This window comes from Bacillus mexicanus, from assembly GCF_050445615.1.
Lineage (GTDB): Bacteria > Bacillota > Bacilli > Bacillales > Bacillaceae > Bacillus > Bacillus mexicanus.
On record NZ_JBCEYV010000001.1, the window covers coordinates 1747714 to 1771922 of the forward strand.

The 24209-nt window shown below is 42.8% G+C and carries 26 protein-coding genes, 1 tRNA gene and 1 pseudogene; 4 read left to right on the forward strand and 24 right to left on the reverse strand.

Features of this window, described 5'->3' with window-relative positions:
- Positions 1-65 precede the first annotated feature (65 nt).
- Positions 66-1457 carry an L-cystine transporter TcyP gene (tcyP, locus tag AAGG74_RS09410; RefSeq protein WP_162102143.1) on the reverse strand — a complete coding sequence of 464 codons (1392 nt, stop codon included), beginning with the start codon at positions 1455-1457 and terminating at the stop codon, positions 66-68.
- Positions 1458-1834: 377 nt separating this feature from the next.
- Complete coding sequence (locus AAGG74_RS09415; RefSeq protein WP_429675198.1) at positions 1835-2644, reverse strand: MetQ/NlpA family ABC transporter substrate-binding protein; 810 nt, start codon at positions 2642-2644, stop codon at positions 1835-1837.
- Between the two features lie 438 nt (positions 2645-3082).
- On the opposite strand from AAGG74_RS09415, the gene cspB reads away from it, so the two are divergent.
- Positions 3083-3286 (forward strand): cold shock-like protein CspB, encoded by a 204-nt coding sequence (cspB, locus tag AAGG74_RS09420; RefSeq protein WP_087993721.1) that lies wholly within the window; start codon positions 3083-3085, stop codon positions 3284-3286.
- An 89-nt stretch (positions 3287-3375) separates the two neighbouring features.
- On the opposite strand, the gene AAGG74_RS09425 is transcribed toward cspB, so the two are convergent.
- From AAGG74_RS09425 to queG, 15 genes and pseudogenes are all read right to left on the reverse strand, one after another.
- Positions 3376-4317, reverse strand: a complete 942-nt coding sequence (locus tag AAGG74_RS09425; RefSeq protein WP_162102145.1) for an ABC transporter permease — start codon at positions 4315-4317, stop codon at positions 3376-3378.
- Complete coding sequence (locus tag AAGG74_RS09430) at positions 4310-5227, reverse strand: ABC transporter ATP-binding protein (protein WP_162102146.1); 918 nt, start codon at positions 5225-5227, stop codon at positions 4310-4312. The genes AAGG74_RS09425 and AAGG74_RS09430 overlap by 8 nt, the downstream gene beginning before the upstream one ends.
- Positions 5228-5239: 12 nt before the next feature.
- Positions 5240-5937, reverse strand: a pseudogene (locus AAGG74_RS09435) (ATP-binding cassette domain-containing protein).
- Between the two features lies 1 nt (position 5938).
- A complete protein-coding gene (locus AAGG74_RS09440) occupies positions 5939-6304 on the reverse strand; it encodes a GntR family transcriptional regulator (protein ID WP_429675199.1) in 366 nt (121 codons plus the stop codon).
- A gap of 2 nt (positions 6305-6306) precedes the next feature.
- Entirely contained in the window at positions 6307-7068 is a 762-nt protein-coding gene (locus AAGG74_RS09445; RefSeq protein WP_429675200.1) for a hypothetical protein, read from the reverse strand.
- A gap of 155 nt (positions 7069-7223) precedes the next feature.
- Positions 7224-7598 (reverse strand): hypothetical protein, encoded by a 375-nt coding sequence (locus tag AAGG74_RS09450; protein ID WP_162102150.1) that lies wholly within the window; start codon positions 7596-7598, stop codon positions 7224-7226.
- Positions 7599-7610: 12 nt separating this feature from the next.
- Positions 7611-8141: an NAD(P)H-dependent oxidoreductase gene (locus tag AAGG74_RS09455; protein ID WP_162102151.1), complete on the reverse strand. Its 531-nt coding sequence runs from the start codon at positions 8139-8141 to the stop codon at positions 7611-7613.
- A gap of 22 nt (positions 8142-8163) precedes the next feature.
- Entirely contained in the window at positions 8164-9768 is a 1605-nt protein-coding gene (locus tag AAGG74_RS09460) for an MFS transporter (protein ID WP_162102152.1), read from the reverse strand.
- Between the two features lie 40 nt (positions 9769-9808).
- Entirely contained in the window at positions 9809-10474 is a 666-nt protein-coding gene (locus tag AAGG74_RS09465; protein ID WP_162102153.1) for an HlyD family secretion protein, read from the reverse strand.
- Between the two features lie 35 nt (positions 10475-10509).
- The gene (locus AAGG74_RS09470; protein WP_162102154.1) at positions 10510-10974 is read right to left on the reverse strand and encodes a MarR family transcriptional regulator; all 465 of its coding nucleotides are present in this window, start codon (positions 10972-10974) and stop codon (positions 10510-10512) included.
- 157 nt (positions 10975-11131) lie between these two features.
- Entirely contained in the window at positions 11132-12310 is a 1179-nt protein-coding gene (gene yhbH, locus AAGG74_RS09475) for a sporulation protein YhbH (protein WP_162102155.1), read from the reverse strand.
- Positions 12311-12489: 179 nt separating this feature from the next.
- Positions 12490-14385 carry a serine/threonine protein kinase PrkA gene (prkA, locus tag AAGG74_RS09480; protein ID WP_162102156.1) on the reverse strand — a complete coding sequence of 632 codons (1896 nt, stop codon included), beginning with the start codon at positions 14383-14385 and terminating at the stop codon, positions 12490-12492.
- 430 nt (positions 14386-14815) lie between these two features.
- Positions 14816-15298: a tRNA (uridine(34)/cytosine(34)/5-carboxymethylaminomethyluridine(34)-2'-O)-methyltransferase TrmL gene (gene trmL / locus AAGG74_RS09485; protein ID WP_162102157.1), complete on the reverse strand. Its 483-nt coding sequence runs from the start codon at positions 15296-15298 to the stop codon at positions 14816-14818.
- Between the two features lie 37 nt (positions 15299-15335).
- Positions 15336-16268 (reverse strand): amidase domain-containing protein, encoded by a 933-nt coding sequence (locus tag AAGG74_RS09490; protein ID WP_429675202.1) that lies wholly within the window; start codon positions 16266-16268, stop codon positions 15336-15338.
- Between the two features lie 67 nt (positions 16269-16335).
- Positions 16336-17496 carry a tRNA epoxyqueuosine(34) reductase QueG gene (gene queG, locus AAGG74_RS09495; RefSeq protein ID WP_429675203.1) on the reverse strand — a complete coding sequence of 387 codons (1161 nt, stop codon included), beginning with the start codon at positions 17494-17496 and terminating at the stop codon, positions 16336-16338.
- Positions 17497-17578: 82 nt separating this feature from the next.
- Between queG and AAGG74_RS09500 the strand changes: the two genes are divergently transcribed.
- Positions 17579-18202, forward strand: coding sequence for a hypothetical protein (locus tag AAGG74_RS09500; protein ID WP_429675205.1), 624 nt, complete (start codon positions 17579-17581; stop codon positions 18200-18202).
- A gap of 89 nt (positions 18203-18291) precedes the next feature.
- Here the strand turns inward: AAGG74_RS09500 and AAGG74_RS09505 are convergent.
- Positions 18292-18365: transfer RNA gene (locus tag AAGG74_RS09505), tRNA-Gly, on the reverse strand.
- A gap of 193 nt (positions 18366-18558) precedes the next feature.
- Between AAGG74_RS09505 and AAGG74_RS09510 the strand changes: the two genes are divergently transcribed.
- Positions 18559-18759 (forward strand): helix-turn-helix transcriptional regulator, encoded by a 201-nt coding sequence (locus AAGG74_RS09510; protein WP_429675254.1) that lies wholly within the window; start codon positions 18559-18561, stop codon positions 18757-18759.
- Between the two features lies 1 nt (position 18760).
- Entirely contained in the window at positions 18761-19234 is a 474-nt protein-coding gene (locus AAGG74_RS09515) for a hypothetical protein (protein ID WP_162102161.1), read from the forward strand.
- Between the two features lie 17 nt (positions 19235-19251).
- Here AAGG74_RS09515 and rpsN read toward each other — a convergent pair whose 3' ends face one another.
- The 6 genes from rpsN to AAGG74_RS09545 all read right to left on the reverse strand — a co-directional run bounded on the left by rpsN (position 19252) and on the right by AAGG74_RS09545 (position 24141).
- Positions 19252-19521 (reverse strand): 30S ribosomal protein S14, encoded by a 270-nt coding sequence (rpsN, locus tag AAGG74_RS09520; RefSeq protein ID WP_429675206.1) that lies wholly within the window; start codon positions 19519-19521, stop codon positions 19252-19254.
- A gap of 218 nt (positions 19522-19739) precedes the next feature.
- On the reverse strand, positions 19740-20276 hold the full coding sequence (locus AAGG74_RS09525) for a hypothetical protein (protein WP_429675255.1): 537 nt from the start codon (positions 20274-20276) through the stop codon (positions 19740-19742).
- 96 nt (positions 20277-20372) lie between these two features.
- Positions 20373-21509, reverse strand: a complete 1137-nt coding sequence (gene ssuD / locus AAGG74_RS09530; RefSeq protein WP_429675207.1) for an FMNH2-dependent alkanesulfonate monooxygenase — start codon at positions 21507-21509, stop codon at positions 20373-20375.
- Between the two features lie 22 nt (positions 21510-21531).
- Entirely contained in the window at positions 21532-22362 is an 831-nt protein-coding gene (locus tag AAGG74_RS09535) for an ABC transporter permease (RefSeq protein WP_429675208.1), read from the reverse strand.
- A complete protein-coding gene (locus AAGG74_RS09540) occupies positions 22359-23357 on the reverse strand; it encodes an aliphatic sulfonate ABC transporter substrate-binding protein (protein ID WP_429675209.1) in 999 nt (332 codons plus the stop codon). Before AAGG74_RS09540 ends, AAGG74_RS09535 begins: the two co-directional genes overlap by 4 nt.
- A gap of 16 nt (positions 23358-23373) precedes the next feature.
- Positions 23374-24141 (reverse strand): ABC transporter ATP-binding protein, encoded by a 768-nt coding sequence (locus tag AAGG74_RS09545; RefSeq protein WP_429675210.1) that lies wholly within the window; start codon positions 24139-24141, stop codon positions 23374-23376.
- Positions 24142-24209 lie beyond the last annotated feature (68 nt).

A 24209-nucleotide genomic window follows, 5' to 3' on the forward strand; every position in this document is an offset into this window, starting at 1 on the left:
TTCAATTACAGGGTTCATGGGTCTTTTATTGAAATGAACATCAGAACGAGGCGAATGACACGCTGTTACGCCTCGTCAGCTTCGATCACTTTGGATTGGTCATGGAAAGTTCCTGTATCTATTTCCTTCGTAACCTTACTCGTAATGAGGCCAGATGTCATACTTCCGTTGACATTCAGTGCAGTCCGCCCCATGTCAATTAACGGTTCGATTGAGATTAATAAACCAGCAAGCGCTACAGGCATATTTAATGATGATAAAACAAGAAGCGCCGCAAATGTTGCTCCGCCGCCAACGCCCGCAACACCGAAGGAGCTGATGGCAACGACTGCGATAACTGTGATGATAAATACCGGATCAAACGGATTTTGACCGATCGTCGGGGCAATCATCATCGCCAGCATTGCGGGATAAATGCCCGCACATCCATTTTGGCCGATTGAAAGGCCGAACGAACCGGCAAAGTTTGCGATTCCTTCCGGCACACCCAAACTTCTCTGTGTTTTAATATTCAGCGGCAAAGCACCTGCGCTTGACCGTGACGTAAATGCAAAGATAAGTACAGGCAGCGCCTTTTTCAAATAAACAATCGGGTTCAAGCCGCTGAGCGTCAGCAGCAGCAAATGAATGATAAACATTGTGATCAGCGCGGCATACGAAGCAACCACAAACATTCCTAATTTTAGGATGCTGTCAATGTCACTCGTCGCGATTGTTTTTGTCATTATAGCCAGCACCCCATATGGCGTCAATCTTAAAATGAGAGTGACAACACGCATGACAATGGCATAAACGGCATCAACCATTTTTTTAAATGTCTCTGCATGCTCCGGCTGTTTATTCCTTACCCCGAGGAATGCCATTCCAAGGAAAGCGGCAAAAATAACGACTGCAATCGTTGAAGTCGGCCTAGCACCTGTAAAATCTAAAAATGGGTTTCCCGGCAGCAGTTCAACAATCTGCTGCGGCAGCGTTTTTGCTGTCATATCTGTCGATTTCTGCTGCAGTTCCTGTCCCCGCGAAAGCTCTGTGTTCCCTTGGTCAACCTGAATCGCCTGCAGGTCAAAGGAAAGTGCGGATGCAATACCCACAGCTGCCGCTACAGCTGTTGTCGCTATTAAAATTCCGATAATTAAACCGCTGATTTTCCCGAGATTTTTTGTCAGCTTCAGCTTTGTAAATGCGCCAAGAATGGAAATAAAGACGAGCGGCATAACAACCATTTGAAGCAATTTGACATATCCGCCCCCGGCAATATTAAACCAGTCAGCCGTTTGAGTAACTATATTTGAAGTCGGGCCATAAATCAGCTGAAGCGCAAATCCGAATACAATCCCCAGCCCCAGTGCAGTAAATACACGTTTAGAGAAGGAAACATGTTTTTTCTGCATAACAAAAAGCCCTAAGATAAGTAAAAATAAAATAAATACATGTAAAACAACTAATAAAGTATCCAATGCAGGTAAACTCTCCCTTCAAATTTTCTCATTTACTATATTACACTAATTCCGATAGGTCAAGTACGAATTCTTTCAACTTCCGACTTAAACAAAAAAAACATATACAATCCGTTCTTTTCATCTTTAGGTCCTTATATAAGGATGATCACATCTGCTCAAGAACTGATTTGAAATGATGATTCTGCCACACAGTTAGCGGCGATTCCCACCGTCGCGGAACGATCAGAAATACTGTCAGTGACGCACCAATTAGAAAAACAATGTGAAGAGCTGTTTGTTTGCCGATCAAATGCTGTACAAAGTGATGAAAACAGGTCGAAACAAAGTATTTTTTCACAAAAAAAAGAATGAATTCAATGTTCGAATCCATTCCTCTAATGTGAAATACGTTTCAAAGGCAGAAAAGCCGGGACGAGATCTCCCTGATATTCTTTTTCTATAAATGCCGCTGTATCATCAGCTTGAAAGAGCTCAAGAATGGTTTGCAGCGCTTCCCGATCTTGATCTTCTGCTCTGACAACAATCAAATTCATCTCTTCCTTAGACATTAGTCCGCCGCTCTTTATAGTATCTTTTTTCGGGTGCAGTCCCGCTTTTTTTGTTTCAGACGGTTTCATAACAAACACATCGGCGCCGCTCGCTGCATCCTGTTGCCGGGCCGCTTTCAATGTCAGGTGTCTCGGATTATCTTTTATCATATCGACTGAACCCGGCCCGTTAAATCCATTTTTTAATGTCAGCAACCCTGCCTCCTGAAGCGCCATAAGCGCCCTGCCAAAATCGAGTGCATTATCAGGAACAGAAACGATAGCTCCCCGCGGTATATCTTGGAATCGGTTATATCGTTTTGAATAAATGCCCATAGGCGTTATGTATGTTGTACCGAGCGGTGCCAGCTTAAGTTTGTATTTTCGAGTGAACGACTGAAAATATGAAATGGTTTGAGAAGCGTTGACATCAATTTCTTTGTTAGCAAGCGCGATATCAGACTCCGCATAATCAGAAACAGGTATCAGCTGAATATCCAGCCCTGTCTCTTCAGCCTTTTTAACAATATAATTCCATATCGCCTCATCAGACTCAGCTATTCCGATTTTTATCGAATCCACTCCGGCTGACGATGAGCATGCAGCAAGTGAGACGAGAAGAACAAAAACAAAACTGCATGTAAGCCACTTTTTCATGGTGACCTTACTCCTATCTTTATATTAGAGCATGCAAGGAATATCTGACATAAAAATCATACGCTCTCGTTATTTAAACGATGTCATTTGTCATACATATTGGTTAACTTTCACCTTACGCATATTCAATAAGGTTGTCAATTCTTATGACATTGTTTTTCCAAAAAGAAGGAATATCACAGGCAAACGTATGATCACATATCGAGAAAACAGATGAGTTTTCATAAATAAATATCAAATTGAAAAATAAATATGGGATTTTCCGAAAAAGTTTCATTTAGCTGTTGTTTTTTTAAAAGATTACTGGTAGAGTAAAGGTAATTATTTTTGTTCGAACTATCTTTAAGAAGAAAGTTTTGTAAGAGTTTTCGTCTTGGAAGTTTGTTAAGAGCAAGAATAGTGAATTTAAGCGTTATGATCGCTTTAGGAGGAAATTTCATGTTAGAAGGTAAAGTAAAATGGTTCAACTCTGAAAAAGGTTTCGGATTCATCGAAGTAGAAGGTCAAGACGATGTATTCGTTCATTTCTCTGCTATTCAAGGCGAAGGCTTCAAAACTTTAGAAGAAGGCCAAACTGTTTCTTTCGAAATCGTTGAAGGAAACCGCGGACCACAAGCTGCTAACGTTACTAAAGAAGCGTAAGCATAAATTGATATGAAAAACTGCAGGTTCGCACCTGCAGTTTTTATTTTGTTAAAAAAGCTGTTTTGCTTATGCAAAACAGCTTTTTATCAGTTGGCAATATCTCGTTTCATGAAGCTGCCGAAAGCGAGCAATAAGAAGGCAATGAAATAAATCACCAGCATAACAATAGAGAACGTCATCGTCATTCCGTTTATTAATGGCGTGCCATCCACATACTGAGATAAATCTACATTAGCAAATAAAATATACTTTGCCCAATCGAATTTCGTTGCAATAAATGCAGTGGCTGTCGTGCCAGCTACCAGCAAAAAGATCGAAAATCCTACTGCAAGAGAGCTGTTTCTGAATACAGCGGACAGCATAAACGCCATCGTCGCTACCATTAAAGCATCGACAGATTCAGATAGATACGTTGTCGCCAGATGCCCCACCATGCTTTGCTCAAAGACTTGGCCATCCTTATAGAATAAATGAATATTAGCGCCAGCGTCACCACCTGTTCCGAAAAAGATCAATCCTAATAAAGCAGAACCCGCAAATAAAATGAACAGCAATAAGAACCCAAACACGAGAACTGTTATATATTTAGATAGCAAAATCTGAAAACGGCTGAGCGGGCGAATCATTAACAGCTTAATGGTTCCCCAATTGAATTCGTTTGCGACGATTCCGGCTGCGATAATAATCGTAAACAGACCGGTTAGAATTGTAAATCCTGCTGAATCCGCTACATAAGACCATACAGTATATCCTGTGTCGTTAGGAATGTTATGCTCAATGCGATAGTTGTTGAGTGTAATGATTTCTTCAGATCCATCTTTCAATGAAGGATCTTCTTTTATTTCTTTTTTCAATGCAGCATTTTCCGCTTGAAGTGTTTCTTTCCATTTCGGATTTGTTTCATGGGGTGAAAAATGGTTTGTTAAGAATGCCCAGCCAATCATAGTCAACGCTAGAATCCCGATCATCACCCATGTTCCAACCCGGCTGAAAATTTTGATCCATTCATTATAAATCAAATTAAACATGTTGAACCTCCTCTTTTGTTTCACCAGTCATTTCCAAGAAACGGTCCTCTAATGATTTTGTCAATACTTTGACCTCATAAATGCTGATTTGCTGCATGACCAGCAGTTCAACGACCGCAGGAACTTCGTCTTTAGACAGCTTAACTTCCACACCGTTTGTCTTTTTAACCAAATCATATTCCTTTAGAACAGAAGCAGCTTCACTCGGCTGCTCAACGCGGATGAAATATGTATCTTTTCCATCAGCGTCATCATCTTTTACATTTTGAATGTCGATAAGCTTTCCTTTTTGCAGAATGGCAATTCGGTCACACATCAGTTCCATTTCCGACAACAGATGACTTGATACAATGACAGCCATTCCTTTTTCTCTCGTCAGTTTCTTTAAATGATCTCTGATTTCTCTAATACCCGCAGGATCAAGGCCATTTGTTGGTTCATCCAGTATCAGCACCTTCGGATCGTGAAGAAGGCATTGCGCCAAGCCGAGACGCTGTCTCATTCCGAGAGAATAGGTTTTCACCTTGTCATGAATTTTGTCTGTTAAACCGACCAGTTCAACGACTTCATCAATTTTTTCCTTTGTGACGCCCTTGACCATTCTTGCATATTGCTGGAGATTTTTATATCCGCTCAAAAATTTATACAGCTCTGGATTCTCTACAATAGCCCCAATATGCTTAATCGCCTTGGCATGCTCTTTCGTAATTGATTTGCCGCAAATGAGCACATCACCTTTTGATAGTTTCATTAATCCGACCATCATTCTGATGGTTGTCGTTTTCCCCGCTCCGTTCGGCCCCAAAAAACCGAATACTTCACCTTCACGTATCGTAAAGCTCAGATGGTCAATGATCGTTCGGCCTTTAATATTCTTTGTTACATTTTTCAATTCCAATACTGTTTTCATCGAATGCCTCCTCTAGCAAACTTCCATTTTTGATTTAAACCATTGTAAAACAGACATGCCTTCCTGCTCACGAATATCCTCTACTTCACGCTGTGCAACTTTTTTTCCATTTGCGACTACGATGACCTCATCGAGCAGTGTTTCAATTTCATCAATCTCATGTGTCGCGATCACAACTATTTGCTGTTCAAAATCTATGTATGATACCAGGCTGTTTACGATGGAATCCCTAACCATCGGATCAAGCCCTGAGAAAGGTTCATCAAGCAAGATAACAGGTGCCCTTCTTGCTAAAGCAAGGACGATTTTCAGCCTTCCCCGATTTCCTTTTGATAGCTTTTTGATCTTTTTTTTCGGATCAAGCTGCATCTCATTTAATAGCTTATAGGCTTGTTCTGTTTGAAAATCAGGAAATTGCGACTGATAAAAATCCACCATTTCTTTTACATTGAAATCTGGATAAAACATATCAAGCTCTGTCAGATAAGCCGTTTGACGAACCATATCTCTCGTAACCGCTTTCCATCCGCTTTCACAAATCCAGAAGTCGGGAAGAGAAGACCAGCCATCATTTTTAAGGTCGTTGACTTGCCGCTGCCATTAGATCCGACAAGACCATAAATCCGTCCGGATGTCAACGTGATTGACATATCGTCGACGGCGGCGTGTCGGCCGTATTTTTTTGATACATGTTCTAAGTTGATTTCCATTTTAGCTCCCTTCAGTGAATGCTTTAATCCTTTCTACCATTTCTTCTTTCGTTAGCCCCAGCTCTGTCATTTGCTTTACAAAGCCTTCCAGCACTTCCTTTGTCAGCCTGTCTTTTAGCTCATCTACGATTTCTGCTTTCTCTGCAATAAATGTGCCTTGCCCTCTTCTCGTCTCCACAATACCCAGCCTTTCCATCTCACTGTATGTTCTTTGAATTGTATTGGGATTTACCTTGGTTTTAATCGCCATTTCTCTTACAGAAGGAAGCTTATCTCCCGGGATCAGCTCCATCCTGACCAGCCGATAAAAGATCTGGTCGGCGATCTGCAAATAAATCGGTTTTGAGGATTGGAAACGATTGTCCATATTCACACCTCTACTTTACGATCAAGCAGTTTTGAAGCCATGATAAGCAGCAAAACCGTGATGACAATGACAATAGGAAATCCTAACAAAGACAGATGTATCGGTTTTAATTCCAATCTCCAAACATCGCGGAAGTGAAAATTAAAATCACAATGGACAGTTACAGGCCAGAAATGCTTTTGGGATTCCATTAAAGGGCTTATGATATATTCATCGAAAAAGTACCACACTGCGACCGACAGCCCCATCGCACCCCATCGGATTCCGCGCCAATTCCTAAGAGAGTGAAAAACAGTCCACAGCACAATAACGGTGACTGACGTATATAACGAGGAAATAATCCCATATATATTCAGCAAAACTACTGTGCTTGTTAAATCAGTTTGATGCTCCAGCAGATGATTTACAGAAAGCATATGAAAAATCCATATACCGTAAGCTGTTAATGCCAATTGAATCAGAAGTTGACAGATCAAAGCTGCAGCCACTTTAGAAGTAAAGAGTAAAAAACCTCCGTTTGGATTGTACAGCCAAAGTTGTGATTTCCCTTCTTTACGAAGATGGTAAAACACAAAAACAGGAGATAAGAAAAGCAGAAAAAAAGAAACTGCAGCAAAGAAACCAAAAATAATAAGAGGTTCATTCATGCGAGAAGCCATGATATGGCCTGTCACCAATATAAAAACGATTCCGCATATCCACGCCAGCAGCCATATTCTTGAAAGTTTTATATCTTTTTTTAGCAAACCTAAAAAAGAAGTCATGTCCCTTTGCCTCCCAGAAACTCCCTCGGTGTATGAGTAACATAGTACACTAGATCATAACAAAATACAACATATCCCATGGATTTATTTGATAAAAAACCATATAAACAGCAAAAAAGGCAAATCCGTCATGAATAACGAATTTGCCTTTTTGATTACTTATTCTTATTTTTCAAGGAAAGCAGCGCATTACGATAGCCGCTGTCCTGCATTTTGTCACTATCTTCTGTGACCTCTTCTTCTGGCTGATCTTCATCAGTATGGGTAAACTTTTGCAGCGCCTGCCTGTAAATATCATCACCCATTGAAGCCCGTTTCTCTTTTGGAGATTCGTTTTTTTCGACGGATGGCGTATGCTCGGCAGCCCTTGCTTCAGCGGGGTATTGCGCTTCGTTTTTTTCCTCTTCTGGAGGTGCGATTCTTTCGGTTGGCTCTCGCTTCTCGGGTTCTGGAGAAGCGTTGCGGACGTTAAATGTAATAAGGGCCGCAATGACAATGACAGCAGCAATGATTGCTATAATAATGGCCATTTCAACCTCTCCTTACTGTCCTGCTGTTAGGTTTCCTGTGACTTGGCTGACGCGTCTTCCTAAGGCGCGTCCAAGCTGAATACCTTCCTCAGACATTAACTCATCACTGTCAACCGGACAAGTGACGCCCGCTCCGTAGTAAGAGCCGTACAGCGCGTTTTCAGGCACATTTCCAGGCAGGCCGACAACGATCATACCTTGGTGGAACATTGGCGTGATTAAGTTGTGCATTGTCATTTCCAAGCCGCCGTGTGTTGTTGCCGTCGTGCAGAAAACAGCGCCGACTTTGTTGATCAGCTCGCCTTCAGCCCACAGGTAGCCAAGTCTGTCGATCCAAGCTTTAAGACCGGAGCTGATGGTTCCGAAATGCCCTGGGCATCCCCAAATAATCGCATCCATATCTTTCAGCTTGCGGATATCTGCCTGATCGACATGGTCGATCAATACCTCAGCCGCTTCGTTTTCGCTCGCGCCCTCAGCAATCGCTTCTGCAAGAGCCTTTGTATGTTCACCTTCACTGTCATACACTACATAAATTTTCATGCAGGAAACCTCCTTATACAGATTAAGATTCCTTCACTTCTTTAGGAGCCGGAAGCAATGAAAGCTCCTCTTTTTTCTTTTTCTCCGCACGCGCTTTATCTTTTCTGACATCACGCAGGAATAGAGCCAGAATCAAGCCAAACACACAGAATATAGTTGCCCACATAAAGGCATCATTAATCCCCATCACGTTTGAATCAAGTGACGCATGTTTGTAAAGATGAGAGAAAACATACGTTTTCGCTGTGTCATAAGACATGTTCATATTCACCATTAAATTCGTAACTGCATTTTGAAATGCATGGAGGAAGTTCGGGTCCGCCGTACTTGTTTTATCTGCAATTTGTGAATAATGGAGCGTCGTACGGTTTGTATAAATTGTCGTAATTAAACTTGTACCGATTGATCCGCTGATTTGGCGAAGCGTGTTGCTCATCGCCGTACCGTGGCTGTTCAGGCGGGCAGGAAGCTGGTTCATACCCGCTGTCATAACCGGCATCATTAAGAGTGACATACCGAATGCACGGACTGAATAGATCAGCATGATCAATGTATATGGTGTATCAATTGTTAATTGCGTATATTGATATGTTGTCACCACTGTCACGAGAAGTCCGATAATCGCAAGCGGTCTCGGACCGAATTTATCAAACAAAATACCGGAGATCGGTGACATGATCAGCATGACGATCGCACCCGGAAGCAGAAGCAAACCAGATTGAAGCGCCGTAAATCCGACCAGGTTTTGAAGATAAATCGGTAACAGGAACATCCCAGTGTATAGTGCTACAGTAATAACGATGTTAATGACACTTGAAAGTGAGAAAATGTCGTATTTAAACACTCTGAAATCAAGCATCGGATCATCATGACGCAATTGCTGAATAACAAAGGCAACAATCGCAATAACACCTATCACAACTGTGGACAAGACAATCGGATCAGTCCAGCCGTCAGAACCAGCCTCACTGACTCCGTATAATAAGGAGGCGAATCCGACAATCGAAAGAATCGCTCCAAGCATATCGAGTTTGATTTTTTGCGGCTCCACCATATTTTTAAAGATAAAGAAAGCCACGATAATAACGATTGCGCCGACCGGCACAAGTCCGTAAAACATGATGCGCCATGTGTAATGCTCAATGATCCATCCGGAAAGGGTTGGTCCGACCGCCGGAGCAAACATCATCGCAAGTCCGAAGATCCCCATTCCTTTCCCCCTGCTTTCAGGCGGGAAGATTAACAGAATGGTTGTCATAACGAGCGGCTGCAAGATTCCTCCGCCTATAGCCTGAATCAAACGGCCGACCAGCATTGTAGAGAAGTTAGGTGCGATACCGCAGACTAACGTACCGAGTGTAAAACAGAACATGGCAACGAGGAAAAGACTCCGTTGGCCAAAACGCGTAATCAGGAAGGCCGATAACGGAATCAAAACGCCGTTAACAAGCATGTAACCTGTTGTGAGCCACTGAATCGTCGTTGCACTTACGCCAAATTCAGTCATTAAGTGCGGCATTGCGACGTTAAGCAGCGTTTGGTTTAGTATTGCCAAAAACAAACCCGCCATTAGCACAATCAGCAATGACTTAGGGCTTTTTGTATTATTTTCTTTGCCTGTAGCCATCTAAGACAACCTCCTTTCATGGTGTGATGACTGACCTGTTTTACTCAGAAATTTTAACAGTTGCATTCATACCAGGAAGCACTTTGTCAGATGGGTTTTTGATTGAAATTTTCACTGGAACTTTTTGCGTTACTTTTGTGTAGTTTCCGCTAGAATTAGAAGATGGAAGCATATCAAAAGTAGAGTTTGTCGCATAGCCAATTTCTTCTACTGTACCGTCAATTGTTGCACCTGGGTCTCCATCAACTACTACGTCTACACTATTTCCAACTTCAATATCCTTAAGATCTGTTTCTTTAATATTTGCTGTAATGTATAAGTGATCCATGTCAATCGTTTGAGCAAGTGTTGTACCCGCTTGTACGGTTTGTCCATTTTTCACTTCGTTTTTGACAATTTTTCCATCCATGATGGATTTTACGTCAGCAGATTGTTCACCTTTGATTTTTGCTACTGTGTCGCCTTTTTTGACTGTTTTTCCTTCTTCAAGATTCCAGTCAGATACTTTACCTGCTGCTGGAGCTGTAATAGCAGCCATATCACCAGCTACTTTCGCTTCATCTGTTTTTACAAAGCTTGTGCTTTGATAATAGTAATAAGCACCTCCGCCTATAATTGCAAGAACAACAATCAAACCGATAATGTTGGTCAGAATTAAACGTCCTCTGTTCATTTTGTTTTCTCCTTTCGTTTCATCCTCTATCATTTTGTGGAAATTTGGTGAAAATATGTGGGAAGTTTTTAATTACCGCTTTTTTCTGAACAGCCTTCAGCAAGCTTTGTTAAACTTCCGGCAAGCTTGCGCAAATACTGCAGCTGGGATGTGTCAAGTTTCTGATACAGACCCGCACCCATTTTTGCATACTGTACAGCGGCTTTTTCTATCAGTTCTTCCCCTTCTTCGGTTAACTGAATCATAACGATACGGCGGTCATCCGGACTGTCATATCGATTCATCAAATGGCGCTTATACAAAATATCTGTCATACGCGTCACAGAAGCAGGCTTAAGATCAAGCGATAACGCCAGCTTGCTAAGCGGGGTGCTTCCGCTTTGATGAATTTTAAACATCAGCAAATATTGAAGGACTGTAATATCAAAAGGCTCAAGCACAATCTCCAATATCTTCTTCTGTTTTTTGTAGATCGCCCGAGACGTATCGAAGAGCTGTTCAAAAGTGAGCAAAGCACGTTCTGATTCAGTCAACTCCTTTCACCTCATTCCTCAATAATAGTTCACAAGATAAAATATTAATAAATGAAAGAAGATTTGTCAAAGGAAAAATATCTTTTTTTCTCTTATTTTTTTTGCAACCGTTTTCGTGCTTTTATTAAATAAAAAAAAGCCCTCGAAACAGGCTTTTTTACGAAAATTGATGACTTACGCCAGACTCTTCATTTCTGAAAAAGTTCTTCAGCGCTCGAAAAACATCAGACTTTTGTTTTAAAATACAGTACTTAAATTTCTCGTCTTTCACATTTTTATAAGCAGACATTAATGTTGAATGCCTGTTGTACTGATTAACTTCGCCATAGCAGAAAAGATTGGCTTTCTTCATAATATCATTGACCAGCTTCACACAGCGCGCGTTATCAGATGTCAGGTTGTCACCATCAGAAAAATGAAATGGGTAAATATTATAATGGGCGGGATTGTACTTTTCGTCAATAAGCTCAAGCGACTTCCGATATACGGAAGAACAGATGGTTCCGCCGCTTTCTCCCTTTGAGAAGAAGTCCTCCTCCGACACAACCTTTGCTTCTGTGTGATGGGCAATAAATTCAATTTCTACCGTCTCATACTTCGTCCGCAAAAAACGTGTCATCCAGAAAAAGAAGCTTCTCGCCATGTATTTTTCCCAAACACCCATACTGCCGCTTGTATCCATCATTGCTAAGACAACAGCTTTTGACTCAGGCTTTGTTATATCGTTCCACGTTTTATATTTCAGGTCCTCCGGGTAAATTGGATAGAATGAAGGCTTCCCTGTCATGGCATTTCGTTTAAAGGCTGACATCATCGTTCTTTTCTTATCAATATTACCGGTTAACCCTGTTTTACGGATATCATTAAACTCGATATCTGTATGAATGATATGATCCCGCTCTTTTTGCTTGAGATTCGGAAGCTCTAATTCCTTAAAAAGCGCTTCTTCTAAATCCATTAATGAAACTTCTGCTTCATAATAATCTTCGCCTGCCTGATCACCCGCGCCCTGCCCTTTTCCGGATCCCTGTTTTTTGTCCGCTCCATCCCGGGCCACAACATCTCCAACCTTGCTGTCACCTTCTCCTTGCCCTACATGTTTATTCTTATCATAGTTATAACGGATTTTATACTCATCCAGTGAACGAATTGGGATCTTCACTACATCTTTTCCATTAGACATAATAATGCTTTCTTCAGTCACGAGATCCGGAAGATTGTTTTTAATCGCTTCCTGCACTTTTTTTTGGTGGCGCTGCTGGTCATCGAAACCTTTGCGATGGAGGGACCAGTTTTCCTCAGAAATCAAAAAATGGCCGCTGTCATTTTGGGACATGAATTCCCCTCCTTAACCATTTGTGGTCGTGATACATACGTATTCCAGCTTGTGCCGGATTATGAAACAAGTCTTTCGAAAAGATTTATATTCATCATATGCACAAAAGGAAGATTAATTGACGAACTATTTAGAAAATGGGACAAAATAACCCGCCCTATTCGGACGGGTCTTGTTGCTTATCGATTCAGCAGACTGCCTACATATTTCAGCAGCTCATTGGCGCTCGTCGAGTTGTAGCCGTGTTCATCAATTAAACGAGCCACGACTTCATTGACCTTTTTCAGCTGCTGTTCATCCGGCGTTTTTGTTGACGTCGTAATTTTAACGACATCCTTCAGATCGGCAAACAGCTTTTTCTGAATGGCTTCACGCAGTCTTTCATGAGAATTGTAATCAAACCGCTTACCTTTTCTCGCATAAGCCGAAATGCGGATTAATATTTCTTCGCGGAATGCTTTTTTGGCATTTTCCGAAATGCCGATCTGCTCTTCGATTGATCTCATCAGCTTTTCATCAGGGTTCATTTCTTCTCCCGTCAAAGGATCACGAAGCTTATTTTTATTGCAATAGGCCTCTACGTTATCGAGGTAATTGTCCATTAGTGTTTTAGCTGATTCTTCATACGAATACACAAATGCTTTTTGAACTTCCTTTTTCGCAATGTCGTCATATTCCTTGCGGGCGGCAGAAATAAAATTCAAATACCGCTCCTTGTCTTCACTTGAAATCGAAGGATGCTGATCAAGACCTTCTTTTAAGGAGCGGAGAACATCAAGGGAATTAATCGATTCCATATTTTTTCTGATAATTGTGGAAGAAATCCGATTGATCACATACCGCGGATCAATGCCGCTCATGCCTTCATCATGAAATTCTTTTTTCATATCTTCAACGTCGACAGAATTATACCCTTCCACACTTTCTCCATCATACAGTCTCATTTTCTTGACCAGATCAATATCCGACCGCTTCGGTTCTTTTAATCGGGTAAGGATTGAGAACATCGCAGCGACCTTCAGCGTATGCGGGGCAATATGAACATCTGACACATCGCTCTCCGCTATCATTTTTTCATAAATCCTCTCTTCCTCAGACACTTTTACATTATAAGGAACTGGCATCACAATAATTCTTGAATGCAGTGCTTCGTTCTTTTTATTAGAAATAAATGAGCGATACTCCGTTTCATTCGTGTGAGCCACGATCAGCTCATCAGCAGAAATTAACGCAAATCGCCCCGCTTTAAAATTTCCTTCCTGTGTCAATGAAAGCAAATGCCAGAGAAATTTCTCATCACATTTCAGCATCTCCTGAAATTCCATCATCCCGCGGTTCGCTTTATTGAGCTCGCCATCAAAACGGTATGCACGCGGATCAGATTCTGATCCGTATTCGGCGATTGTTGAGAAATCAATACTTCCCGTCAAATCGGCAATATCCTGAGATTTCGGATCAGACGGGCTGAATGTTCCAATTCCCGTACGTTTATCTTCCGAAAAGAAAATGCGCTCCACCTTTACATCCTCAATTCTTCCTTCGTATTCTTCCTCAAGCCTCATGACATTTAACGGAGAAAGACTTCCCTCTATTCTTATGCCATATTCTCTGTAAAAGTCATCTCGTAAATGATGGGGAATTAAATGTAGAGGATCCTCGTGCATCGGGCAGCCTTTAATCGCATATACAGCGCCATTGTCCGTCAAAGTGTAGGCTTCAAGACCTTTTTTGAGCATTGTGACCAATGTGGATTTACCGCCGCTGACAGGACCCATCAGCAACAAAATCCGCTTTCTGACATCAAGCCGTTTCGCGGCCGGATGAAAATACTCTTCCACAAGACGCTCCAGGGATTCCTCCAGTCCGAACAGCTCGCGGTCAAAAAAGCTGTATTTCTTCCGTCCGTCAATCTCCTCTATCCCGCTGTCTTTTATCATATTAAAAACACGAGAATGAGCAGATTGCGCGACCATCGGATTTTCTTTAATGATCTCCAAATAATCGGCGAAAGTTCCTTCCCATTTCAGCCGCTGCTCTTCCTCTCTGTACTGTTCAATTTTTTTCAATATATCCATAAGGACCTCCTCCATCATGTTTGATGCGCTATGCAAATAAGGTGCTTTACTTACAATCTATGCCGCCATCTCGTGATACATGCTCTGGTTTCTTAAAAAGAAAGATCCTATACGGCGTTGACAAGGCGGACTGCGACCGTTCATAATGAAGAAAAATACAAAATCATCCAGATTCGGACAACACGGAAAATTGAAGAGGGGGAGAGACGGTGAAAACAATCATCATGATGGGGGTCATTGTCACTTTTTTAGTATCAATTTTTACCGCAGGATACGAAAGCAAGCCAGGGAAAGAATAAAAAAGTGCTCCTGATAAGAACGCCCTACAGGTTGTGGACAAATTCCTAAACGGTTTTCATTTCAGGATAGGGAACAAAACATCTTTCATAGCGCAAAAAAATCCGCCCATCATTATGAGCGGATTTTTTCACTATTTTAAATCACGGTAATTTTGCTGGCGCAGCGCTTCATAAACGAGGATCGCCGCAGTGTTGGACAGGTTTAACGACCTAACGTGCTCTGTCATCGGAAGACGCAGGCAGCGGTCCATGTTATTTTGAATTAAATCCTTTGGCAAACCGCTTGTTTCTCTTCCGAACACGAAGAAATAATCCTCGTCAAGATTAGTGTAATCAAACGATGTATGAGGCTGCTGGCCGAATTTCGTGATAAAGAAAAATTGGCCTTTTTGATATTCCTCAAACAATTCTTCTAACGAATCATGATAAACAACGTTAACAAACTCCCAATAATCGAGTCCGGCACGCTTGAGCATTTTATCATCCGTCGAAAAGCCGAGCGGACGAATCAAGTGGAGCGTTGTATTAGTTGCTGCACAAGTACGTGCAATATTCCCTGTATTGGCGGGAATTTCTGGTTGATATAAAACGACATGTAATGCCACAATGTTCACCTCTGTTTTTCTTATCCGCCCATCATTATATCATTAATTACTCTTTTGTCGTATCATCAACGATATGAAAAAAGGCATATCGTATTGACGGCGTGTATGCCGTGGAATCCTCGTATGACCAATACCTCATCCGGCTGTCATAGGACTGGGCGTTGACAAGCGGCATATTGCCTTTGTCCTTCGCCACAACGATCGTTGTATGATTAAACCGCCCGTCTCCTTCAAAGTCATAGCAAATCACATCGCCAGGCATCAGCGCTTCCGCAGATTTCACCCGAACCGCACGCAGGCCGGCCTTCGAATTCGCCAGATACATTTTCATAGAATGAGCTACCGTCCAGCTGTAACTCCATGAACTTTGTTTCATCCACCAGCCTGATCCCCTGTTCGGATGGCCGCGCATCGGTGCGCTGCCTGCATGAAGACACTGGGAAATAAAATTGGTGCAATTATCGCTGAAATTTTTATAAGCCGAATTTCGCTTGTTCCAATAATTCTCGGCATATTGAACAGCGCCGAGACGGTCGTATTGAAAGGCTCTGCCAAATGCTTCTCTGTCCTCTTGAGAATAGTCAATAATACTAGTCTCCTCATGAAACCCAGCCTGCTTTTTGGCAATTTCCTGATCACTAATCAAAATATGATCATAAAGGAGAGCCATCCGCTCCTCTATGTGCTCTTCCATATACAAGCTGGCGTCCTGATGCTCCTTGCATACGTACTCATAATGGATGGTATATGTCAGGCATGTCGTCCCGTCATCCTCAACCCGCACATGACTGACGACGGCCTTTGCTTTCGCTTTTACGATGTCAACTTTTCGTTTTTCCAAAAGCTTCTTCTTTCGCTCCATTACCTCAAGGTCTCCAACGTCAGACTCCTGTCTCATAGCATGCCCGTTAACCAGAAAGCTGAGCCGCTCCTCTGCCAGTTGTTCTAAAATGTGCTTCACGTTCACCCCACCCGCCATACTTTTTTATAGAGAAAAAACACTTGGATGCATCTCAAGTGTTTTTTCCTTCTGTTCTATACATATGTCAGGACAGGCCTTGTTTAGTCATGCCCGAAGCTTTTAGCAGCTCAATTCCTTTTTCAATTTCCAGCTTCGCCTCTTCATCTTTTTCAATTTCCAGCGCTTTTTCAAGCTCTTCCGCATATGCATGGTCCCCGATTTTGCCAATCGCCCATGCAGCTGTTCCTCTAATGACAGGACGCGGATCCTTATGCATCAGTTCCGCCAATTCTGGCAATGCTGAAGCATCCTTAAAGTGGGCAAGCGCGAGAATCGCGTTTCGCTGAATCGGTTTCTTTCCGCGCCAAGAACCTGAGACATGTCCGAATTTCTCTTTAAATTCACGATTGCTGATGGTCAAGAGCGGCTTCAATAACGGTTTGGCTATCTCAGGATCAGGCTCCATTTCCTGATGAAAGTGAAAGTCCTTCCCTTTGTTGAGAGGACACACCGTTTGGCACGTATCACACCCATACAAGCGGTTTCCGATCTTTGTACGGAATTCATCAGGCAAAAATCCTTTCGTCTGTGTCAGAAAAGAGATGCAGCGCTGCGCATTCAGCTGCCCGGGGTTCACAAGGGCTCCTGTCGGGCAGGCGTCAAGACATTTCGTACAGGAGCCGCACATGTCTTCAATCGGCACATCAGGCTCAAAAGGAATATTTGTGATCATTTCCGCTAAATACACATAAGAACCGTACTCAGGCGTTGTAATCATACAATTTTTTGTACTGAATCCGATGCCGGCCCGCTCTGCAACGGCCCGATCAGACAGCTCGCCAGTATCAACCATAGACTTTGTTCTAATATCCTCATGTTTGCTTTTCAGAAATTCCTCAAGCAGATCAAGCTTTTTCCTCAGCACATCGTGATAGTCTTTTCCCCAGGAGGCTCTGCAAAATATGCCCCTGCGCTCAGTCCTCGTGCTTCTTGGCGCGTCCTTCATTTTGGAGGGATACGCGAGAGCAATCGCCACAATTGATTTCGCTTTCGGCAAAAGCAGCTGCGGCGTCACCCTTTTCTCAATATCAGGCTCTTCAAAGCCAGAGAGATAGCCGAGTGATTCTTGAAGAATCAAACGGTCTTTTAAACTGTCAAAAGTATCAGCAGTCGTAAAACCAATCTTGTCCACGCCAATGCTTTTTGCGTATTCAATTAATTCTTTTTGAAGCTGATGAACGTTCATGTTTTGCACAGCCTCCTTTCTTTGTGATAAAACGATACAGCGTATATAATAGGTTGATATCCCGTTACTGGAGTGAATACTAGTGAATATCAAACTTGATTCTGTTATTACTGAACGTGCGGCCGGCTTACATGCTGCGGCTGTTATTTATGAAAATATCGAAGTAGGCGCCTCTCCGCAAATGCTGAAAGGCAGGCTCCGCTTATTTCAAGAATCGCTGTTTTTCGATTACGCAGACGGCGGAATATCCGATGAACCCTTCGTCAAGGAATGGCGGAAGCTCTTTAAACAGCTTAACCCTTCTTTTGAGGAAGAAACAACCCCAATGGAGGACATGCTCATTCCGATTTCCAACGAACAATTCATGGAAAGCAAGGATTCAGCCCACGACACCATTGATTTTTTCGCATTAAAATATTCTTTGCCCATTATGATTTATGATGCTGGAAGTCTTCATGAGCCAGTCCGCATTTCATTGGGAGAAAAAGAAAACATACTGCTTTTCTCTGACGAAAACGGCACATTTGGCGACTTAAAAAACAGCGTCACTCGCTATCCCGTTTCAAACGAGACCAGAAACATGCTGCAGCTCATTTTTTTCCCGCCATCCATTGAAAAAAACAGCGCTGTTAAACTTTTATCATCATTAACGAAAATGTTTGAACAAATTCACGGCGGCACCCATACAGTACATTGGCTTACGTAAAAGAACACGTATACGTGTTCTTTTTTACATAAAAAAACGCAATACTTCGTTTATCTGAGAAACGAAACACTGCGTTAATAACGTATGTATGGAGCGGGTGATGAGAATCGAACTCACGACATCAGCTTGGAAGGCTGAGGTTTTACCACTAAACTACACCCGCATTTGTATTTGTCAGCAACAGTACCGCTTTGACTTGTTTAATGTTACACGTTTATTAATTTTTCGTCAAGGGGATATGAAAATTTTGTCGAAAAAAAGTTGTCTTTCCGTAAATTTGTTAAGTTGTATTTACATAATGTTAAGTATACTATACAATATAATCAATCGAGAATGTGAAGGGGACAGACGTCATGATGAAAAATAAAGTAAAAGAACTGAGGGCGCGTTTGGGCTATTCTCAGGAAAAACTCGGAGAAATGGTCGGCGTCACAAGACAAACGGTGGCAGCAATTGAAAAAGGCGACTATGTTCCCTCACTTCTGTTAGCACTGAAAATCTGCAAAGCCTTCTCCATGAAAATGGAGGAAGTCTTTTGGTTAGAGGAGGAAAACTAAGATGAGCATGAAAACAAAAGCCGCATTTCAACTTGTTTTATTCGGCCTTGCTTGCTGGACACTGATCGGATACTTTGAAGCTTCAGAAGGCATTGCATCTTTTTTTCGTACAAAAAGCGGCGAGATGGTGTTTGAATTAAACCTCACCCCCTTTATTCTGTTTGTTGCGGCGACTGCGTTTTATTTGTACCTACAGAAAAAAAGCCGCCCTGCAGCAAAACAGCTTCTTCTGCCTGATGAATTTGAAGAGCAGGATGAAAGAGAGCAAATGATAACGGCAAAAGCATGCCGCGCATCATATATTGCCGTCTACTTCTCACTGCCTGCCGCAGCGGTTCTTCTTATTTTTTATCCGCTTTTTCAATCTCGTATTCCGTTTTTCCCGATTATAATTGTGTTTATCATTATGGTCATCCAGCACCTGTCCTATGTTATTTCTTTTAAGAAAAACGAAAAAAACTCCGGCGCGCTATAATCGGCCGGAGTTTCTCCTTACCAGCTCGCTTTTTTCACACCGGGAATCTGACCTTTATGAGCCAGCTCCCTGAAAGCGATTCTGGACATTCTGAAATGTCTTATATATCCTCTCGGGCGCCCCGTTACCATGCAGCGATTGTGGAGTCTTCCCGGCGCTGAATCTCTTGGCAGCTTGCTTAATGCCTCGTAATCTCCTTTTTCTTTCAACTCGCGTCTAATATCAGCGTATTGCGCAACCAACTGTTGGCGTTTAAACTCTTTTGCCACTTTTGATTTTTTAGCCAAGACATATAGCCTCCTTTTATAAATCAAAATAATTACGATTTAAAATGTATCATGCACGATTGTAAAAAGCAAGCATGCCGCCTGTTCAGATTTTGTTATCTTTTCAGCGTGATTGAAAGCCCTTGGAGTTCAGGAAGGGCGAGCATCGGAGCACAGTCCTGACAACGAATGCAAGAGTTTGTCGATACGCTGAACAGGCGGCATGAAGCCGCCTGTTTCTAATGATGCAGTTCCACATAATACAGCAGCGCATCTTGATGCTTGATGAGCTCTTTTTTATGTTCAGATGTACGCATTGGCTCGTCAGTCCCTTTTATACTGCTGCCGATCAAAAACGGTTTTTCAAAAGCAATTGGTTCCGCTGCTGACATATTCTCAGTCATTTCCTGTGTTGCGCTATCGCTGCGCTTCACCGCTGAACTGGCCGATGTATTTTCCTGTTTACCTACAATACCAAAATGAATGATAGAGTGTTTATTCTTTCCTTCTCCCTCTTCATTCTCAAAATAAACAAATTGTAATGTATCAGGTTTTTCCTCTGAATAATTTGCACTTACCGGACCAATCTTCTCAACAAGCTTTCCTTTTTGATAATGTTCGATATACATGTCAGCTGAAGAAATCTCTTGACTAATATTAATGACTTCAGCAGTAAATGCCTGTGCAGCTGCAACAGCCATTCTGTTTTTTTCATAATCTGATATGTCCGCCGCTTTGATTTCCATCTGCTTTGAATGTCCGCATGCTGACAGCACAGCTATCAAACAAATGACTGCTGCACTTCTTAATGATTTCAGAAAAACAGCCCCCTTTTTTTGAATATTATAACATGTTCAGGGACCGTATTTTACTTAAACTGACGCATTTTTCTCTTTGACAAAATAAGTGTTCCCGACAGCTTCTCCCCTTTTGTTCTGAAGCTTTCTCGTCCGCTCATTTTCAAATGGCAATAGCGGAAACACAAGCTCTGCAAAATAATACGCTTCTTCTAAATGGGGATAGCCGGAGAAAATAAACGATTCTATGCCGAGTGCCTGGTATTCCGCTATCCGGTCGGCAATCGTCTGCGGATCACCGACAAGAGCTGTTCCTGCTCCGCCCCTGACCAGGCCGATCCCCGCCCATAAATTCGGGCTGATTTCAAGCTTTGTCCGATCGCCTTGATGAAGGACAGCCATCCGCTGTTGGCCTGAAGAATCGTAACGTCTCAAAGCTGACTGCGCTTTAGCAATCGTGTCATCATCTAAGTGGCTGATTAAGCGTTCAGCCGCTTCCCATGCCTCTTGCTCAGTTTCCCGGGCAATAACATGCAGCCTGATACCGAAACGAACCGTTCTCCCCTCTTTTTCCGCTTGTTTTTTGACTCTCTCAATCTTTTCTTTTACTTGTTCAGGCGGCTCCCCCCACGTCAAGTACACGTCTGTATGCTTGGCTGCTGTCTCAATTCCCGCCTGTGATGATCCTCCGAAATAGATAGGCGGATGCGGTGTTTGCTGCGGCGGAAAAAGCAGATTGCTATTTTCCACTTTTATATGCTTTCCTTCATAGGTAACCGTTTCTCCCCGCAGAAGTCTCCGCCAAACGGTTAAAAACTCATCGGTTGCTTCATAACGTTCATCATGAGTGATAAACAGGCCATCACCTGCCAGCTCGTACGGATCGCCTCCTGCCACAACATTGATCAGCAGCCGACCGTCTGAAATGCGGTCTAAGGTCGATGTCATTCTGGCTGCCAGTGAAGGCTGCATTAAACCGGGTCTTACCGCGACTAAAAACTTTAAATCCTTTGTTTCACTGGCCAAAGCAGATGCTGTAAGCCACGGGTCCTCGCACGATCTTCCCGTCGGCAGAAGAACACCCGTATACCCTAGCCTGTCAGCCGCCTGCGCGACTTGTTTAAAGTAAAGATGATCCGCAGTTCGTCCATCACTTTCAGACCCTAAATATCTTGCGTCTCCATGAGTCGGTATAAACCAAAGAATGTCCAATTCCATCTCCCCTTCACGTCTATTATCCTTCGTAACCATTTCTCCACTTTAATAACTTTCGTTCAAGCAGCCTGACAAAGGAATCTGTCAGCTTTCCAACCACCGCGAAAATGATAATCCCGGTAAACACTTTGTTCGTTTGTGAAAACTGTCTCGCATCCATGATCATGTAGCCGACTCCCGAGCTTGAACCCATCAGCTCTGCCACAACAAGCCCAAGCCACGCGATGCCGAGCGATAAGCGAATGCCAAGCAATATATTTGGCAGGGCTGCCGGCAATATGACTTTAGAGATTTGCTGATGCCATTTAAATTCAAGCACCCGGGCGACCTCAAACAGCTTTGCATCAACCCCGCGGATACCGTTAAATGTATTGATGTAGACAGGAAAGAAAGCCCCGAGCGCAATCAGCAAAATTTTAGATATTTCATCAAAACCAAACCATAAAATAAACAGCGGCGTGACCGCCAGATGGGGAACGGTTCTGAGCATTTGCAATGACGGATCAAGATACAGTTCTGTCCGTTTGGAAAATCCAGACAAAATCCCGATGATCAAGCCAAGGCCAGCGCCAAACAAAAAACCAAGCGCCGCCCGATAGACGCTGATTTGCAGATGACCGAATAGCTCACCGGACAAAATGAGCTCTTTAAACGTCAGGAAAATCGCAACGGGCGTAGGCAGCACTGTAGCGGATACCACTCCAAGCCCGCCAATGATCTGCCAAATAGCAATGATTACAGCAGGCAGCAACAGCCCTTTCATCCAGCCATATTTCACCTTTCCGGGCTTTTTTCGTACTGCTTTTGCATTCGTTTTCGGCAGTGTGCCTGCAGCCTCTGCTTTCATCATTGGTCACCTCCTGAGGAATTTTCCTTTAAGGCTTTTTTAATAAATGTGTTATCCACAACCTTTTTCACATCGATCTTCTTGTCTATCGCCTTCGTTCGATATTGAAAATCTGCTGTCTCCTGCTGTGCTTTCACAATGTCGTCACTGATGACCTTATTCAAAGGCTCAGTATTCTTAAGCACATTTTTGACAACCTTTTTATCGAGATCTTTCATATTTGCATACAAGTCCGTCGCTTCATCCTGATGTTCCTTTTGCCACACAACAGCCTTCTGGAACACCTTCAGAAAACGGACCACTTCGTCTGGATGCTCTTCTGAAAACGCTGTTCTTACTAAGGTAAAACCCGGTGAATATAAATCTGTGCTTTCCCCGTTCACAAGGATTTTTGCTCCGTGTTTGATTGTTTCTAAAGACAAGTAGGGCTCCCAAATGGACCAAGCATCAACAGATCCATTTTCAAATGCAGAGGCCGCTTCATCAGGCTGAAGCTGAATGATCGTCACATCATGGGCTGACAATCCCACTTGATCAAGCGCTTTATACAGAAAATCAAAACCGCTGCTGCCTTTGGCTACTGCAATTTTCTTCCCCTTTAAATCTGTGACGTCCTGAATGCCGCTGTTTTGATTGACAAGGATACCATTCGCTTTCAACCCATCCTGGGATAAACCGATTTCTTTAAAATCAATCCCTGCGGCCTGGCCCGCGATTACAGGTGAATTGCCGACTTGAGAAAAATCAAGTTTGTCTGCCGCAAGACCTTCAAATTGCGGCGGACCGCTTTGAAACTCCACCCATTTTACCTTGATTCCTTCTTTTTCAAATGCATCCTCAAACCAGCCTTTCTCCTTCGCAATTAAAAGCGGGCTTAAGCTTTGCTGAATACCGATTCGAATTTCTTTCAATGGTTTGTTGTCACCGCTGGCTCCATTTGCTCCGCAGCCTGCCAGCAGAAGCAAAACGGCAATCAATACAATGAGTCTTTTTTTCATTTCTGCTTCCGCCTTTCTATATTCCTGATCCTTCAGCGTACTCTAGTTCTTCTGTTTTCTCGAATTCCGATAACACTTTCTGCCTGATCGCTTGGAAATCCGGAGTCGTTCTGTTTCGCGGATACGCCAAAGAAATAGGCATCAGCTTATGGATGTTCCCTGGTTTCGCCTTAAGGATCGCAAGCTCATTTCCTAAATAAACAGATTCATCTATATCATGAGTGACGAGAATCATCGTTGTTTTTTTCCTCCGCCATATATCCAGCAACACGTCCTGAAGGTGTTTTCTAGTAAAAGCGTCAAGCGCACCAAACGGTTCATCTAAAAGAAGCACTTCAGGATCCCTGATAAGGGCCCGGGCGATAGCGACTCTTTGTGACATGCCGCCGGACAGCTCGCGGGGATATGCTTTCTCAGATCCTTTCAATCTGACAATCTCGATCAGTTCATCTACCTTCTGTCTGACTTTTGGATCTTTCAAGTTCAAATCAGCAGCAATATTCTGCTCAACCGTCAGCCAAGGAAAGAGGCGGTGCTCCTGAAAAATAAATCCTTGCTGGATACCCGGAGCTGTTACGATGCGCCCGTTAATGTCAACACTCCCGTCATAATCTGAATCAAGTCCTGCAATAATCTTTAACAGAGTGCTTTTCCCGCACCCGCTCGGTCCGATAACAGTTAGAAATTCACCTGGTGCAATTGATAATTGAATGTTCTCCAAGACCGTCGTTTTGCGCCCTTCTTGAGTAAATGCCTTTTCTTTGATGCTGATGGTCACAGCCACTTATATCCCTCTCTTTCTGCCAACCTCGCCTTCTAAAAAAACAAAAAGGCCCCCATCTCTGTTTTAAA